General features: G+C 59.1%; 15 protein-coding genes. 7 read left to right on the forward strand and 8 right to left on the reverse strand.

From position 1 onward, the window contains the following. Nucleotides 1–42: 42 nt before the first annotated feature. From BI344_RS05190 to BI344_RS26065, 5 genes are all read right to left on the reverse strand, one after another. On the reverse strand, nt 43–2,436 hold the full coding sequence (locus tag BI344_RS05190) for a hypothetical protein (RefSeq protein ID WP_139166890.1): 2,394 nt from the start codon (nt 2,434–2,436) through the stop codon (nt 43–45). Between the two features lie 51 nt (nt 2,437–2,487). Beyond that, nucleotides 2,488–2,862, reverse strand: a complete 375-nt coding sequence (locus tag BI344_RS05195) for a carbohydrate-binding protein (RefSeq protein ID WP_071111851.1) — start codon at nt 2,860–2,862, stop codon at nt 2,488–2,490. A 225-nt stretch (nt 2,863–3,087) separates the two neighbouring features. Then, nucleotides 3,088–3,375 (reverse strand): integrase core domain-containing protein, encoded by a 288-nt coding sequence (locus BI344_RS26055; RefSeq protein WP_277620425.1) that lies wholly within the window; start codon nt 3,373–3,375, stop codon nt 3,088–3,090. Next, nucleotides 3,276–3,506 (reverse strand): DDE-type integrase/transposase/recombinase, encoded by a 231-nt coding sequence (locus tag BI344_RS26060; RefSeq protein ID WP_420912598.1) that lies wholly within the window; start codon nt 3,504–3,506, stop codon nt 3,276–3,278. Before BI344_RS26060 ends, BI344_RS26055 begins: the two co-directional genes overlap by 100 nt. Beyond that, on the reverse strand, nt 3,491–3,790 hold the full coding sequence (locus tag BI344_RS26065) for a hypothetical protein (protein ID WP_277620421.1): 300 nt from the start codon (nt 3,788–3,790) through the stop codon (nt 3,491–3,493). Before BI344_RS26065 ends, BI344_RS26060 begins: the two co-directional genes overlap by 16 nt. A 1,146-nt stretch (nt 3,791–4,936) precedes the next feature. Between BI344_RS26065 and BI344_RS05210 the strand changes: the two genes are divergently transcribed. From BI344_RS05210 to BI344_RS05225, 4 genes are read left to right on the forward strand one after another with little or no spacing between them, the layout of a single operon-like run. Further along, a complete protein-coding gene (locus tag BI344_RS05210) occupies nt 4,937–6,148 on the forward strand; it encodes an 8-amino-7-oxononanoate synthase family protein (RefSeq protein WP_071111852.1) in 1,212 nt (403 codons plus the stop codon). Next, nucleotides 6,141–7,358, forward strand: coding sequence for an MFS transporter (locus BI344_RS05215; protein ID WP_071111853.1), 1,218 nt, complete (start codon nt 6,141–6,143; stop codon nt 7,356–7,358). Before BI344_RS05210 ends, BI344_RS05215 begins: the two co-directional genes overlap by 8 nt. Nucleotides 7,359–7,373: 15 nt before the next feature. Next, nucleotides 7,374–8,978, forward strand: a complete 1,605-nt coding sequence (locus BI344_RS05220) for a carboxyl transferase domain-containing protein (RefSeq protein ID WP_071111854.1) — start codon at nt 7,374–7,376, stop codon at nt 8,976–8,978. Nucleotides 8,979–8,981: 3 nt separating this feature from the next. Further along, nucleotides 8,982–10,946: an acetyl/propionyl/methylcrotonyl-CoA carboxylase subunit alpha gene (locus tag BI344_RS05225; RefSeq protein WP_071111855.1), complete on the forward strand. Its 1,965-nt coding sequence runs from the start codon at nt 8,982–8,984 to the stop codon at nt 10,944–10,946. Between the two features lie 119 nt (nt 10,947–11,065). On the opposite strand, the gene BI344_RS05230 is transcribed toward BI344_RS05225, so the two are convergent. From BI344_RS05230 to BI344_RS05240, 3 genes are all read right to left on the reverse strand, one after another. Further along, complete coding sequence (locus tag BI344_RS05230) at nt 11,066–11,449, reverse strand: DUF1484 family protein (protein ID WP_071111856.1); 384 nt, start codon at nt 11,447–11,449, stop codon at nt 11,066–11,068. 69 nt (nt 11,450–11,518) lie between these two features. Then, nucleotides 11,519–11,920: a DUF1484 family protein gene (locus BI344_RS05235; protein WP_071111857.1), complete on the reverse strand. Its 402-nt coding sequence runs from the start codon at nt 11,918–11,920 to the stop codon at nt 11,519–11,521. A 273-nt stretch (nt 11,921–12,193) separates the two neighbouring features. Continuing rightward, the gene (locus BI344_RS05240; protein WP_083370073.1) at nt 12,194–12,592 is read right to left on the reverse strand and encodes a DUF1484 family protein; all 399 of its coding nucleotides are present in this window, start codon (nt 12,590–12,592) and stop codon (nt 12,194–12,196) included. A gap of 558 nt (nt 12,593–13,150) precedes the next feature. Here BI344_RS05240 and BI344_RS22695 point away from each other — a divergent pair. The 3 genes from BI344_RS22695 to BI344_RS23705 all read left to right on the forward strand — a co-directional run bounded on the left by BI344_RS22695 (nt 13,151) and on the right by BI344_RS23705 (nt 16,123). After that, a complete protein-coding gene (locus tag BI344_RS22695; RefSeq protein WP_206600325.1) occupies nt 13,151–14,026 on the forward strand; it encodes an HNH endonuclease in 876 nt (291 codons plus the stop codon). A gap of 228 nt (nt 14,027–14,254) precedes the next feature. After that, nucleotides 14,255–15,130 (forward strand): sce7726 family protein, encoded by an 876-nt coding sequence (locus tag BI344_RS23700; RefSeq protein ID WP_139166891.1) that lies wholly within the window; start codon nt 14,255–14,257, stop codon nt 15,128–15,130. 33 nt (nt 15,131–15,163) lie between these two features. Beyond that, on the forward strand, nt 15,164–16,123 hold the full coding sequence (locus BI344_RS23705; RefSeq protein ID WP_139166892.1) for a sce7725 family protein: 960 nt from the start codon (nt 15,164–15,166) through the stop codon (nt 16,121–16,123). Nucleotides 16,124–16,503: the final 380 nt, after the last annotated feature.

Genomic DNA, 16,503 nt, shown 5'->3' on the forward strand with positions numbered 1-16,503 from the left:
AGGCGACTACCGCGCACTTGGGCGATTCGTCGGCGGGCGCGGTCAGCCGCGGGGGTGCTGGCAATTTCTGTGAGGTGGATGGTCATGCCGCGTGCCCGCATCTGTTTGGATGATGCGGTGGCGCGGAATGTCAACGCTATCCGGGAAGCGCCCTTCCAGTAAGGACCGGGCAAACCAGATTGTGTCGCCGACATATATTTTGCGCAGTTGCGGGCCGAGCCGGCTTTCCAGCGCGCTCAATTGGCTGCGGTTCCAGCGGACCCAGTTGACCAGCCGGTTCAGATTGGGCTGCGCGGGAGCGCCGTTTTTCACCTCCGCCCTGGCGGCCTGCACCACGCGTGCGATTTCCGCCCCATTGCTGTCGCCGCGCATCGGCCCATCCCAGCGGCCGTTTTCGTCCCAATAGCGCAAGTCGGCGTCGTAGCCGCCTTTGTGCGTGCTATGCGCTCCCATGGCTTTGCCAGCCGCATCCTGCCAGCCATGCTCGCCGGAAATGTCACCCAGCAGAGGAAGAATGGGGGGCGCGCCCAGCAGGTTCAGCATGTCGTTGCGCAGCCAGCCATCTCCGCCTGTCGCATCGTCGCGTGGGCCATAACGGCGGTTTTCCGGCAGGTTGAGCACATTGCGGATTTCAAACAGCGGCTGGAATGCGTCTTTGCGTGTGAGCGGGAATGCCATCGCCTGCGGCTGCGTGCTGTGCTCAACCCCATCCGTGTCCGAGTACAGGACGGCTTCCCGCTGGGCGAGGCCGGCAACGGGTTGCAGCGGCAAAGGCTGGGTAGCCGCGTAGCTGACTTTCAGCAGGCCGGGACGGCTTAGGGAGAAGGAAGCATCTTTGGTGAGCGGCAGACGTTTGCCGTCATAGCGCAGATCCAGCCCGACTTTGCGAATGGGCGTATCCGCGGGGCTATATGTTATTTCCATGGCCCAGGGGCGTTTGATGCCGAATTGCGGGCCCAGTTGGGTCGGCAGGCTCATGTTGTAGTGCTGGTTGCCGCCGCGGGAATCGTCAAGCCAAAGCCCATTCTTGTATTCAAACTTGTCGATGGAAAAACGCTCGCCTTGAATCTGGACGTGGACGCTGGTGGTGACGATGCTATCGCCGATATTGACCGCCGCAGCCCCTATCCGGCACAGAGCCGGCGCGGTGCGTTTAGGATCCAGGGACAGGTTATGGCTGAATTGCCGTACGGTTCTATTGCTGTGGCTGTTGTTTACCTGTCCCGCCTGATGGTATTGCTGGCCAGCGCATCTCCACCAGTAACGCCAGGAGTCGTTGAACTGGTTGCCAGGCGAGGAGCTGTAGTCCGGGTATTCGTTGGTATGCACTATGGCCTGGATGTTGATTTTGTTGACGCCTACGGGAATGGAGACTTCTTTTTCCTGCTGTTCCGTGACGTTTTCCTGAGCGCTAGCCACGATGACCAAACCCAAACCCTGGCTATTGAAGGCCCGTGGCGGCATGGCTACTTTCCTGGATTTAGAGGGCGAGGGGCGCTTCAGCGGGGTGTTGTCCAACCCAAGCGGGCGAATGCGTACTTTTGCCGCGCTATTGGGCTGTGCCAGCTCCAGCGGCACAAAAATGGTTTGTCCCGGATTTTTCACCAGGAAGAGCGCATTGGCTGAGTGGCGTTCATCGGGATCGACCAGCTCTACCAGATAGTTGTCGATCGGGACGGTTCCAAAATCAAATCGCCCGTCGGCAGAGAGGCGGCTGACCCAGCTCAACCGGTTGCCAAAGCCGCGTAGCGCAACTACCGCATTTTGCAGCTCCGCAGCCGTTTGCGCGTTGCCTTGTTTTAACTGACCGTGGATGCGGTTGCTTGCGTAGTAAAAGTAAAACGATTGATTGAAGCTTCCCCCCTGGCTATCCCAGCCGGACAGGAAAAGCTCATGCAGGCGGCCGGGGAGCAGCAACGGTTTGAGTTTGGCGGTGTGCAGCGTGATCTGGCCATTGCCTTGCAGCGTGATGTGCTCGCCCAGATCAAATGCGTCTTTGCCATTGTCCAGCGTGGCGAGCAAGGACGATAGCCGGCGGTTGCTGGGCGAGCGCAGGGCGATGGTCTGCGGGCCGGCCTGATCCGACAGCGTCGTCCCCAGCGTGGTGGCGGATGGCAGGACGGCGAGATCCGAAAGATCATCCATTTTGCCGCCTTCGTCCGGCTCTAGCATCGAATCGTGACTCTGGCCGATTAGGGTGAGCTGGCCGAAGCTCGCCAGATATTGTCGCTGTCGTCCTTGTATCCGCAACCTGACTATTTCCTGTTTGCCACTGTCCGGCCCGGTTATCAGATTGACCTTGCTGCCGCTTTGGGGGTGAACAGACAGCAAGGCGGGGCCGGATACCTGCTCAATCTTCAGCGCAGTGTCGCCAGCGGGAAGATGGAAGCTGAACAGGCTGGATGGGCTGGCGATTTCGTCCAGTGCCAGAGCCACAGGCTGGCACATGCCGCCAGCCCGCCACAACGATGGGGCCTGGGCGGGATTTCAGTTGGCGCCGACCCGGGCCAAATGATTGGCGAGCGCGGTGTAGGGCTGGTTTTGGTATTTGGCCACGTCTCCAGCCAGATACACCTGCCCCTCGCGCCAGTTGGCGCCGCAGGGGTGCGGCAGGGCATTGGCGCACTGCCCGCCATGGCGCCATAGCGACGTGGCGTCTAGCGGATTCCAGTTGGCCCCAGTGGGCGTTGTGTGATCGCGCAAGGCGGTAAAGGCGCGCGACAGATATAGCACCTGTTCTCCTTGCCGGTACATGACGCCGGATGTCCAGCTTGGGCAATCCTGTGCGCTTGCCGCTTGAACATTGGCCAGCATGATCCACACCGATACCGCCAGCGTGAATCGTTTGCCTAGGTTTTTCATCTCGGTCTCCTGAGCGAATTCCGATCCATGTTTTTGCTGTGTGCTGCGTCGAGGATGGTAGAAGGACGGGTGGCCGCCTGGCGTCTGGTCCAAAGAAGGGAATGGTAAAAAGGGCAGATGAGGGGGAGGTTACCGGAAGACTTCCGATACCAAGCGTCGTCGGGTAAATAGGTATGAAGTTGACCCAACTCCATGGACGGTTGGTGGTTTGATTTTCAAATCATTTCAGGCTCTCGTCACCTCTGCATTGACCTCATCTGTCACATCAAACAGCGCGGCGCAGCTTCTTTCGAAGTTCATCGGCGAGAGATAGCCCAGACCACTATGGCGGCGTCTGGGGTTGTACCAACCCTCAATCCAGGTAAACACCGCCATCCGCGCCTCTACCTTGCTGCGGAAGCTGTTACGTTCAATCAGCTCACCTTCCAGACTGGCAAAGAAACTCTCCGCCATTGCATTGTCGTAGGCGTCTCTAGCGTTCCCATTGAAGGTCGTACCTTCATCTGCCGGCAGCGCTCGCCGAAAGCCAAGCTTGTGTATTGACTACCCTGGTCCAAGTGGTGAATGACGCCACCAGGTCTGCGTTGCTCCAGCGCCATGTTCAACGCCATCAACACCAGGTCAGTGGTCATATGCTCTCCCATGGCCCAACCGACGACATGATGGCTCCAGAGATGACCACCGCCAGATACAAGAAGCCGGCCCAGGTCGGCACATAGGTCATATCCGCCACCCACAACTGATTGGGTCTGCTGGCGTGGAAGCGCCGATTGACCAGATCGTTGGCTGCTGCCTGGCGCTTGTCGCGCCGGGTCGTCACGGTAAAGCCACGTCGTTTGCTGATGCCACGAATGCCCGCGTCACGCATGAGACATGCCACGCGCTGCCGACTGATACAGACGCCCTGTTCCAGCAATTCAGCACGCACGCACGCGCGGCATGCCGTAAGACGGGTAGGCGTCCCGATGAATTTGACGGATGCGTTCGGTCATGACGGCATTGGCGATGCTACGAGCAGCAGGTGGGCGCTCACGCCAGGCATAGAAACCGCTGGCGGAGACGCCAAGAGTGCGGCACATGGCGCGCACGGGGAAATTGGCTTGATTTGCCATTACGAGTCGGAAGACTTGTTGGTGGTCGCGTCGCTGCGACCGGCAAACCAGGCGGTAGCCTTTGCCAGGATATCGCGCTCCATCTGGACTTGGCGTAGTTGCTTGCGCAGCCGCACCAACTCTTCGCGTTCGGCCGTGATCAGGCGGTCCTTGCCGGGCAGAGGTTTGCCGGCATCAACGGCAGCCTGGCCAATCCAGTTGATGATGGACTGGGCGGTAACGCCGAACTCACGGAAAGCTCGGCGGGAGAGCGTCCCGCCTGAACGAGCTCGACTGTCTGCTGACGGAATGCGGCGGGGTAAGGCGGTCGGACTTTAGACATCTTGGGCTCCTTGAACACAAACAATGATGTGCCCACGGAATGGGGTCAACTCCAGTCTTGCAATCCACATTGATCGTGGAGGTGTCTATTAGTCGAATCTTGTCGCCAAGCGCAATGGCGTAAATCTGATAGCCATCCGCCAGCATCAGCATTTTGTCTGTGCGGTCTTGCATCCAGCCGCGGATGAGTTTGCAGTTATCCAGGGCAAGGCTGCCGGGGAGTGACTTTTGCTGGCGGTGGTTGCACATGGTTTTGGTGAAAAACGCTTGGCGCAGGCTGCCAGCTTGCCGGCCTGTCCCTCCTCAAGCCGCGCCACGGCCTCGTCGGCATTCCACTGCCTGGCGTTCTCACCTGCCTGATTCCCGCATCTTGCCGCCAGATGGCCGGCCACGCGCGTCCTGTTGCGCTCACTCCAACGAAGCTATGCCAAAAATCATACGTTCGCTTTAATTTCTGCTTGCATGCTGATAATATGCATTCGGTATAGTTCTATGAAGTATTTTATTTTTAAGTAATATAAGAGCAATTCATATGCCACCCGACATCAGATCCGGGGGCAAGCCTTTTCGCAGCGGCCGCGCATAAGGGCAGCGCGGGAAGCGCAAATCGTTTCAATCAACACAAGATGGGGCTACAGACGATGCATCAATACACCAATATCAAAAAGGCCATCCAGCTGAGCAACAGCTTCTGGGATGTCACCACCGCGGCCGGCATGGCCAATATCGCCACCCGCAACTTGGGCAACGGCCGTCATGAGGCGGTGGCCAGCGGCCGGCAATTCACCAATATGTCGTCCTACTCCTACCTGGGGCTGGACTCTCACCCGGCCATCCTGCGCGCCGCGGCGGACGCGGTGATTAACACCGGCTCGCTCAACACCTCCATCTCGCGCATCCGGGTGCAGTTCGACATCCTGCAGCAGGCGGAAGAGGCGCTGGCCAGCCTGGTGGATGCCGAGACGCTGACGGTGCCGTCCTGCGCCGCCGCGGCCGCCGCCACGCTGCCGTTGCTGGCTTCCGGCGCCCTGACCGGCGACGTGGCGCCGCTGATGGTGTTCGACAAGAACGCCCACTTCTGCCTGAACATGATGAAGCCGATCTGCGCCGACGAGACCGAGATCCAAACCATACGGCACAACGATCTGAACGCGCTGGAAGACCTGTGCAAGACGCATGCCCGCGTTGCCTATGTTGCCGACGGCGTTTACAGCACCGGTGGCATGGCGCCGGTGAAAGAGCTGCTGGCGCTGCAGGACAAGTACGGCCTGTTCCTGTTCTTCGACGAGGCGCACGGCCTGTCCACGCTGGGCCATCTGGGCCGCGGCCTGGTGCTGGAGGAGATGGGCGCGATCAATGACCGCACGCTGATCGTCACCTCGCTGAACAAGGGTTTCGGCGCCTCCGGCGGCGCCATCTTCCTGGGACCGCGCGGCGACGGCGAACGCCGCAAGCTGGCCACTCGCTTCGGCGGCCCGGTTACCTGGTCGCAGCGCATCAATACCGCTGGTCTGGGCGCCATCATCGAGTCGGTGGCGGTGCACAAGTCCGCCGAGCTGCCGGCGCTGCAGCAAAAGCTGCAGGACAATATCCGCCTGTTCGACCAGCACGTGGAATCGGAAAACAGCGGCGATCCGCTGCCGATCCGCTTCGTCTCCATCGGCTCGGAAGAGCGCACCATCCTGTATGCCAAGAGCCTGCTGGAAGACGGCTATTACACCTCGCCCATCTTCTTCCCGGTGATCGCCAAGGGCCGCGCCGGCCTGCGCATCATGATCCGCGCCAATATGACTGCGGCGGAGATCGAGCGCTTCGGCGCTTGCCTGAAGCAGCTGCGAGCCAGTCATGAGTAAGGCGTCCGCTCAGACCGCCGTCGCCCCGCGGGAGGCGGCGCGTCCGGCCGCGCGGGTGATGGTGTTGTGCTGCCTGATCGTGTTCATGGCGCAGATGGCCACCACCGTCTACCTGCCGTCGCTGCCGGCGGTGATGCGCGAGCTGGCGATGAGCCAGAGCCTGGTGGAGATGTCTATCTCCGGCTTCGTCGTCGGCGCCGCGCTGCCGGTGCTGTTCTGGGGATCGGCCGCCGACCGCTGGGGCCGCCGCGGCCCGCTGCTGGTTTCGCTGGCGCTGTTCGTGCTTTGCAGCGCGCTGCTGGCTGCCGTCGGCAGCGCCGCCGAGCTGCTGGCGCTGCGGGTGCTGCAGGGCATCGCCGCCGGCGGCGCTGCCATCATCGCCCGCATCATCGTCCGCGACAACTGGAGCGGCGACGAGCTGGCGCGCCGGCTGTCGGTGCTGTCCATCGCCTTCATCACGGCGCTGGGCGGCGGCCAGTTCATCGGCGGGCTGATCGGCGAATACAGCCACTGGCAGGTGGGCTTCGTGCTGATGGCTGCCACCGGCACCCTGGCCGCGCTGCTGAGCATGAGCCTGCCGCTGCAAGGCGGCCGGCCGGCGGCCGCGCGCCACGGCGGCAGCCCCTACTGGCAGATCCTGCGCCGGCCTGGCTTTGTGCTGCCGGCCTGCGCCGGCGGCCTGGGCTTCGCCACCACGGTGACGCTGCAGGAAGTCAGCCCCTTCGTGTTCCAGGAGCACTTCGGCCTGGCGGTGGCTAGCTTCGGCAACGTCGGCCTGCTGATAGGCCTGGCCTATTTCAGCGGCGCGATGGTGGTCAACCGCACCGTCGCCAAGCTGGGCGGCAAGAAGCTGATGCGGACCGGCGCGCTGCTGATGGCCGCGGCCACCGTCGCCATGCTGCTGTGCTGGCACCTGGGCGTGCTGCAGGCCAGGCCCGGCCTGTTGCTGTTCATCGGCCTGTATTGCCTGACCATTTTCGGCCAGGCGGTGCTGTTCCCCAACAGCATGGCCACCGCAGTCAGCGACGCCAAGGACCACGGCGCCCACGCGATGGCGCTGTGCGGCTTCCTGCAGCAAGGCCTGGCTGGCATCGCCGCCACCGCCTCGGTGCTGCTGCACCACAATGGCGCCTGGACGCTGGCGGTGGCCGCGCTCGGCCTGATCACTCTTCTGCAAGTTTTGTTCCAGGCGCGCCTGCGCGCGGCCTGACGTAAGGAATCGGATATGTCTCGAATCGAATCGCGCCTCCCTGCCAGCGGCGAGGCCTATGAGCGCAATATGGCGGCCTATAGCCTGCTGCGCGGGCAGATCGCCGCCGCCCGCGACGCCGCCTTGCAGGGCGGCGGCGCCGAGGCCCGCGCCAAGCAGGCGGCCAAGGGCAAGCTGTCCCCGCGCGAGCGGCTGTCGCTGTTGCTGGACCCCGGCACACCGTTTCTGGAGATAGGCCAGTTGGCCGGCCACCAAGTCTACGACCACGCGGTGCCCTGCGCCGGCATCGTCACCGGCATCGGCATCGTCTCCGGCCACGCGGTGGCGGTGTTCGCCAACGACGCCTCGGTCAAGGGCGGCACCTACTATCCGCTGACGCTGCGCAAGCATCTGCGCACCCAGGACATCGCGCGCGAGCTGGGCCTGCCCTGCCTGTACCTGGTTGATTCCGGCGGCGTCTACCTGCCGCTGCAGGAAGAAATCTTTCCGGACGAGCACCATTTCGGCCGCATCTTCCGCAATATCGCCGAGATGTCGGCGCTGGGGCTGCCACAAATCTCGGCCGTGCTCGGCTCATGCACCGCCGGCGGCGCCTACATCCCGGCGATGAGCGACGAAACCATCATCGTGCGCGGCAACGGCTCCATCTTCCTCGGCGGCCCGCAACTGGTGCGCGCGGCCACCGGCGTCATCGTCGACGCCGAGACGCTGGGCGGCGCCGACGTCCACACCCGCGACAGCGGCGTGGCCGACCATTACGCGGTCAGCGACGAGCACGCCATCCAGCTGCTGCGCGACATCGTCGCCCGCCGCGGCGTCGGCAAGCAATACGCGCCGCCGCAGGCGCCGCTGCCGCCGCGCCACGATCCCGCCGAGCTGCCAGGCATCATCAGCGCCAATCCGCGCGAGCACATTCCGGCGCGTGAAATCCTGGCCCGGCTGCTGGACGATTCGGCCTTTGTCGAGTACCGCGCCCGCTTCGGCACCAGCATTCTGTGCGGTACCGGCCATATCGGCGGCTACCCGGTGGGCGTACTGATCAACGATGGGGTGCTGTTCTCGGAGAGCGCGCAAAAAGCGGCCAACTTCATCGAAATATGCTCCCAGCGCGGCATTCCGCTGCTGTTTTTGCACAATATCAACGGCTTCATGGTGGGCGCGGAGTACGAGGCCGGCGGCATCGCCAAGCACGGCGCCAAGATGGTCAACGCTGCCTCCTGCGCCCGCGTGCCCAAGTTCAGCATTCTGATAGGTGGCAGCTACGGCGCCGGCAATCTGGCGATGTGCGGCCGCTCCATCGGCCCGCAGCTGATGGCGATGTGGCCCAACGCCAAGACCACGGTGGTGGGCGGCGAGCAGGCTGCCACCGTGCTGGCGCTGATCCGCGCCGAGCAGTTGGAAAAGCAGGGCAAGAGCTGGACGGCGGAAGAGGAGGAGGCCTTCAAGCGGCCGATACGCGAGGCCTACGAACGGCAGGGCCAGGCGCTGTACGTCGCCTCCCGGCTGTGGGTGGACGCCATCGTCGACCCCGCACAAACCCGAGAGTGGCTGGCGCTCAGCCTGGCGCTGGCTGCCGCCACTCCCGCCCGCGAAACCCGTTTTGGCGTCTTCAGGATGTAGCCCATGTTCAAACGAATTTTGATCGCCAACCGCGGCGAGATCGCTCGCCGCATCGCCCGCAGCTGCCAGCGGCTGGGCATAGAGTTTGTCGCCGTCCACTCCAGCGCCGACGCCGGAGCCGACCATCTGCAGGGCGCCGTCGCGCGCGAATGGATAGGCGAGGCCCCGGCCAGCGCCAGCTATCTGAACGGCCAGGCCATCATAGACGCCGCGCTGCGCAGCGGCTGCGAGGCCATCCACCCCGGCTACGGTTTCCTGTCGGAGAACGCCGGCTTCGCCCGCGCGGTGGCCGAGGCCGGCCTGGTCTTCATCGGCCCGGACGCGGACACCATCGTCCAGATGGGCGACAAGGCCCGCGCGCGCCAGTTGATGGAGGCCGCCGGCGTGCCGGTGCTGCCTGGCTCGCCGGAGGCCACCGAATCCTACGGCCTGATCCAGGAGACCTGCGCCGAGATCGGCTATCCGGTGATACTCAAGCCGTCCGCCGGCGGCGGCGGCAAGGGCATGCAGGTGGTGTGGAGCGAGGCCGGGCTGCGCGAGGCGGTGGACGCCGCCGTGCGCATCGGCCGTTCCAGCTTTGGCGACGGCCGGCTGCTGGTGGAGCGCTACGTCTCCCAGCCGCGCCACCTGGAGGTGCAGATCTTCGGCGACGGCCGCGGCGCGGCCGTGCACCTGTTTGAGCGGGAATGCTCGCTGCAGCGCCGCCACCAAAAAATCGTGGAGGAGGCGCCCGCCTGCGGCCTGCCGGCGGACACCCGCGAGGCGCTGCTGTCGGCCGCCGTGCGCGGCGCCCAGGCGATAGGCTACCGCAACGCCGGCACCTTCGAGTTCATCCTGGCGCCGGATGGCTGCTTCTACTTCCTGGAGGTGAACACCCGGCTGCAAGTGGAACACCCGGTGACCGAGGCCATCACCGGGCTGGACCTGGTGGAATGGCAGCTGCGCATCGCCGCCGGCGAGGGCCTGCCGCTGGCCCAGGCCGACATCCGCTCCGACGGCCACGCCATCGAATGCCGCGTCTACGCCGAGGACCCGCTGCGCGAGTTCGCGCCGATGCCCGGCGCCGCGCTGCACGCGCGCTGGCCGGCGCAGCTGCGTGTAGACGCCGCCTTCGACCACGGCGGCGCGGTGCCGGCCTTCTACGACCCCATGCTGGCCAAGCTGATCGCGCACGGCTCCGGCCGCGCCGCGGCGCTGGCGCAATTGCAGACTGGCCTGCGCGACACCGAGCTCTTGGGCCTGACCAGCAATCTGGGCTTCCTGCAGCGGCTGCTGCGCGAGCCGCGGGTGCAGGCCGGCCAGCTGCACACCCATCTGGTGGACGAGCTGGCGGCGGAGCCGGAGGCCAACCGCCTCACGGCCGGGGTGGCCTGCGTCGCCGCCATCCGCCAGGCGCAAGCCTGCGCCGAATCCGCCTCGCCCTGGCAGGGCGGCGTCGGCGCCTACGACCGCGCCGCGCTGGACCCGGACGCGCCGCTGGGCCGGGTGGCCTACCGCAGCGGGGCCGAACGCTGGCAGGCCTGGCTGCTTGAGCACGACGGCGAGCAGACCCTGGTGCGGGTGGACGGGCGGCGCCATGCCGTCAGCCTGGCCGGCGCCGGCGAGCGCTGGCAGGGCGAGGTGGACGGCTGGCGCTGGTACGCGCTGCTGCGCGGCGACGATGTCGAGCTGAGCGTCGGCGGCCAGCGCGTGGCCCTGCGCGCCGAACAGGCGGAACAGGCCGAGCAGGAGGCCGGCGGCGGCCTGCAGGTGCGCACGCCAATGCCCGGCACTGTGGTGGCCTTGCCGCTGGCGGCGGGCAGCCGGGTGGAAGCCCAGCAGGTGGTGGCCATCGTGGAGGCGATGAAGATGGAAAACCGCCTGTACGCCCCCTGCGCCGGCATTGTGGCCGAGCTGCACTGCCAGGTCGGCGACATCGTCAACGCCGACGCGCTGCTGGTCAGCCTAGGCCCGGACGAGGCCGAGTAGGCCGCCTGATCCGGCAAGGCGATGGCCCGCTCCGCAGAAAGGCGGGGATTTGTCCACGTACCCGGAACAGTCCACAAAGCAAACAGCCCACCCCGCCATCCGGCCGGGTGGGCTTTTTGCTACACCCGGCCTATCAGCTGATGGCGGGCCAGCAGCAGTTCCCGATGCAGCGGGGTGAGCAGGCTGAACAGCTGGCGGCCGGGGAGTGGCGTGCCGTCTGCCATGCGCAGCAGGTCCAGCAGCGATTGCATGCCTTCGCTGGCGCGGGCCAGGGTTTGGTTGCTGGCGCTGAGGGTTTGCTCAATGTCCTGGTTGAGCTCCGCCAGCCTTTCCACCAGCAGGCACAGGGCGGAGGGGCTGTGGCGGGTGAGCGGGTTTTGCAGTTTGGCGATGATTTGGTTCAGCTCCACCAGCGCCGCCACGGTGGCGGGGCGATGGTTTGGCTTGCCGGCATTGGGTTCGTTGCCGGGTGTGGGCGGGGTAAACGGGGTGATGTTGGACATGCGTTTTCCTCCATGACTGGATAGCGGAAACCGCCGGGCCTGCGCGCGCCGGCCCGGCGGGCTGGGCGCTTACAGCGCGCGGGTGAGCAAGTGGAGCGGCGGGTCCATGCGCTTATCCAGCGGCGCCAGCATCTCCTTCAGCCGGCTGGACGGCAAGCGCACGTCGTCGCCCAGGCATGAGAGCAGGTCCATCATGGATTCCAGGCCCAGCTGCGCGTGGGCCAGGTGGGGGATGGATTCCCTTACCGCGTCCTCCATCTCCCGGCACAGGTGGGCCAGCTGCGCCACGGGCTGGCGCAGGCTGGCTAGATCGGGATCGGCCAATTGCTCCTGCAGCTGGGCAAAGGTCTGGTTCAGCTTGGCCAGTGGCGCGGTTGGGTGGGATGGCCGCAGATGGCGGTGTGGTCCGTGGCCATGCGTCTGGGGGCGGATGTGCAAGGCAAACGGCGCAAATTCAGTGGGGTGGTGCATGCGTATCCTCCAGCGAGAAAGTCCGCTCGCCCGTGCGCGAGCCAGCGCCTGTCCGGCCAGCGGCCGGGGAAAGGCCAACGCGCGCGGGCGAGCGGTAAGTCAGTGCGTCCCGTGCGGGGGCGAAGAAAGCGGCGAGGGCGGAAGATGCCTGATGCGCAGGCGGCGCGGGGCGCGATGGGTGAGTGCGCCCCCAAGGTGCCGCCACGCCGCTGCCCACCCCAACACGGGGTTCTCAGCGGCCGCCGTGCCCGGATGGGCCGCGGCGGCAGCGGCTTACAGCACGCCGGTGAGCCGGCTGAGCGACGCTTCCATCCGCTTGTCCAACGGCGCCAACAACTGCTGTAGGCGGCTGGAAGGCAGGCGCACATCGTCGCCCAGCGCGGATAGCAGGCCCAACAGCGCCTGCAAGCCCAGCTGGCCGTGGGCCAGGTGGCAGATGGTTTCCACCACCGCGTCCTCAATGTCGCGGCACAGATGCGCCAGCTGCGCCGCCGGCACGCGGGCGCAGGCCTGCGGCTTGCGGGCTAGCTGGTCCTGCAAGGCGGCAAAGGCATCATGCAGCCTATGCATGGCCAGCAGGCTGGGCTGAGACAAAGAGGCAGACGCCCCGGAACGGAGCAAAGGGCTGGGGGATACGGCAGAGTGAGACGCACTGCGGGAAATGCTGGTCATTGGCAGAACCCTCCGAGATTGAGTGCTCGCCTGCGTTTCCGACGCCAATCGGTGGGTGGCAGGCACATGGCGGGATTGGCGTTACCGGAATCTCGGAACCGGCGCATCTAGGATGCTCCCACCAAGGCCCGCCATAAATTGCACGTAGCAATGGTGTGAGGACTGGAGCTTTCACTGCAGTCCGCCGAGATTCTTCGGGACGCCAATCCCGGTACTGCTATTGAACAGTACCCAGCGATTATCTAGCTAGAAGAGACTGCTGGCAAGTGAATACGTATGTAGAAAAGCCAAAAAACAAAGGAAATTCAATGAGCTATGTCAGTTTCAATATGCGTATTCAGCATGCAACATATAACGGAGATAAGAGGGTTACGCGTAGAGCAGATGGGGAGTCGTGAAGCTTGATAATGACTAGAGTGTAGCCGATATGTACTTAAGCTTGACATTGGTCTAGAAGAGAAGGTATTCCACTATGTCATAGTGCAGCTTGTAACGCGCCATCTAGTACCCCGTGACCGAAAATAATAAAAGTCACAATTTGAATAGTTTTACTTGTAAATGAAAAGACATTTAGTACCACCGCTGCAGGTTATTCCTTACTTTGTCGTGGGTAGAGATTATTATCGGAAAAGGGAGATTACAGGCATATATGGTGGAAGTGGTCAAAGTGGAATTGCACCTTCTAAACAAGCCGCTGCAGTATTTATTTTTACCGGTAGTTCTGGGGAACAATATGGCTATCAAGATGAAATAGATGAGGATGGATTCCTAACCTATACAGGTGAAGGCCAAGAGGGAGATATGGTCATGGTGCGTGGTAATAGGGCTATTGCTACACATACTTTTGATGGCCGTGCACTTTATGTTTTTAAAACGCAGGGTCATGGCCAGCCTTGTGAGTATATGGGAGAATTTATTTACATTTCTCATTTTTATGATAGGGGTGGCGATAAAAATGGGAAAGATAGACAAGTCATACGCTTTCTTTTAGCACCTGCAGGCATCGATATTCTTAAAGCGCAGGGACTATCTATTCAAGAATCACATGCAAACTATACAAAGCCCACCCTTGATATTTTGCGAGAACGCGCCTTGCGCGCTATAGGGATGCAAGATAATTATTTAAATTCAAATGAAGCTAAGCGCTTAGTTTACAGGCGCAGTGAGGATATTAAGCAATATGTATTAGCGAGAGCAAATGGACTTTGTGAGTGCTGTGAAAAGCCGGCTCCATTTTTACGCCTTAAAGACAGTACACCATATCTGGAGCCACATCACATTAATAGGCTATCGGATGGTGGCTTAGATCATCCTAATCATATGGCGGCCTTATGCCCAAACTGTCATAGGGAGATTCATCATGGAAGGAATGGAGTCCATATTAATAATTGGCTAAGAGTGAAGATAAAGGATCTTGGGAAAGAAATTAGTTAACATATCGAGAGATTGCTTAAGGTCAAGTGCTGCTGCACTAAATTTAATGGTGTCTATTGGATCGCTTTTCCAAAGGTGCTATTATAATTGCACAGCTACTGCCGAGGTGAGGTTGCATGGTTGTTTTATGACGAAAATTTATTATACCGAGTGTTTTATGTGGCTTGAATTTAAAAAAATGGGTGAAAATTTTGATAGACTCATTTTTAATTAATAGGCTCAGGAGTTATGAGTAATTTATCGTCATTGGATTGGCGTGATGTTTCGCGCTGTTTTAATAAGTCAATAATAGAACAGTGTGGAACTGATAGCTGGATTGAGCGCGTTTCTCGCATAATATTTAGTAGTCCATATGGCTCTCATTGTGTTGGGATGAGAATTGGAGATGCTTTGAATTTCTTATATTCAGAGCTGGAAAAGCACTATCGATATGAATATGTATACAAGAATAGTATAGCGACGAAAATAGCAATTAATAGACATAGCCCAAATACAACGACATCCATTTTGGAGTTTCAAGTTAATAAATCGAAGGCTGATCTTGTCATTGTAAATGGTACTTCGAGTGTTTATGAAATAAAGACAGAATATGATAGTTTTGATCGTTTAAACTCTCAAATCGCTGACTATAAGAAAGTTTTTGATAAGATAAATATCGTAACTCACGAAGGGGGGATAGATAGGGTTGCTGCGATAGTAGATGAGACTGTTGGGTTAATTTATTTAGATAATAAGATGAGGTTGAAGATGATCAAAGCTCCGGAATCTAATATCAGTAATATTGATCAACTGTCGATTTTTCATTGTTTGCGGCAGGGAGAGTATTTGAAAATCTTAAAGGAGCTTAAGGATTTCGAGCCTCAGGTCCCGGCACATCTAATTTATGGTGTATGCAAAGAGAAATTTCTTGAGTTGACGGTGGAGCAGGCTCACTTAGGAATGGTGAAATGCTTGAAAATTCGTGGCAAAACTCCAGGATTGTCTAAATTTATCAATTGTTTACCTAGATCTCTGCGGGTGTTAGGCTTGGCCGGTGAGATGTCCGTCGGGCAGCAGGAAAGACTACTACAAGCTATGGAAAAGACCGTGATGCAAGTGGTATAATTATGCAATATCAATTGCATATTGGTGGTTTATATGTATTTTCCATACATGTATGTGAAGCGGCATGAGCTCCTTGCCCTGCGGGCTTTATCAAAGAAGATTGCGATAAAGCGTAAGATATTCCCAATTCTTGAGCCAGTTAATAAATCACTTGGTGATTTAGCACGTGCTCTTAAAGTTTTGAAGAAAGATGGAAATGCAACTGTTGTAATAGTTAATCCAAATCTAATTGAGTATAAAGGTAGTGCTGGAAATTTTGACCTAGTTCAATCAAGCATAGATTTATTAGGCTATTTGAATGATAAGGTGCTAATTCCTGCTTTTAAGATTGTAGATTCCACTACGTTAGCAGAAGTTCAGGTATTTCTTAATAAGTATTTAAATTTTGCCCCGGTTTTGATCCACACCTCCGCGCATCTTCCTCTGGGGGGTGGGGGTGTGAATTTCAATGTGTTAAATGTATTTATTGATGGGACAGTGCCTGCGAACTATATAAGTTCATTTCCAGGCTCAAAGGTTATTATTAAGGATGGATTTGTAGCGGCCTCTACAAATGCGACTTTTCCTCCCAGTAACTATTATTATGATTTAAATGTAAATTATTTAAGTCAGGGGTTTGTAGGGTTTGGGGATTATACAATTACAGGTAGGAATATAAAGGCAGGTGGCGGGCCTGCGTATGCTGTTGCAATTCACTTAAGTTATGAAGATCCTGTACTTGCACATTCTGGAATTGCACCGATCTATATTAATCATTTTCTTTCAAGAACGATTACAAATCCGCCCAATGATAATGCATTGAAGATTGGCGAGGCATTGCCCGCTTTGCAAAATTTTATTATGAAATACCCTGGCATTCGTGGCGGGGCCCCTAGGTTTAGTTTCTCTAATGCGGCTGCAGTTTATATGAAGCTTAATCCTAAAACAACCCTTGGGAAAATTAAGGAATACTCCATACAACACCATATTGAAGTAATGGAAAATCAGCTATAATAGAAAGCCCCTTTAATTATGTATTGAATGTGGAGTAATTCTACTGGATATTTATCCTAATTATAATAACTACAGGGTTTTTCAGTTATTCCTGAAAGCAGAGTGCTGCTCTGAAATTTGTGAATAAAAAATGGCTTCCAATTTTGGAGGCCATTTTTTAACAGCTGTATCAAAAAGTAGACGTTAAATATTTTAGCTCATTAGTGTGCTGTTAATAGAAAGCTGACTGCCTCGGGTGCTGCAGACAATTTTTTTCATCACTTGAGTGCTTGAGTTAATTTTCTCGGGATCATTTGCACTTCCTCGCGACCAGAACTAATGCTTTTTCTCCAGTAAAGTCCATCATGGCACCTCAAGCAGGGAGCTTTTTTTATTTTGGC

The sequence above is a fragment of the Chromobacterium sphagni genome (assembly GCF_001855555.1).
Lineage (GTDB): Bacteria > Pseudomonadota > Gammaproteobacteria > Burkholderiales > Chromobacteriaceae > Chromobacterium > Chromobacterium sphagni.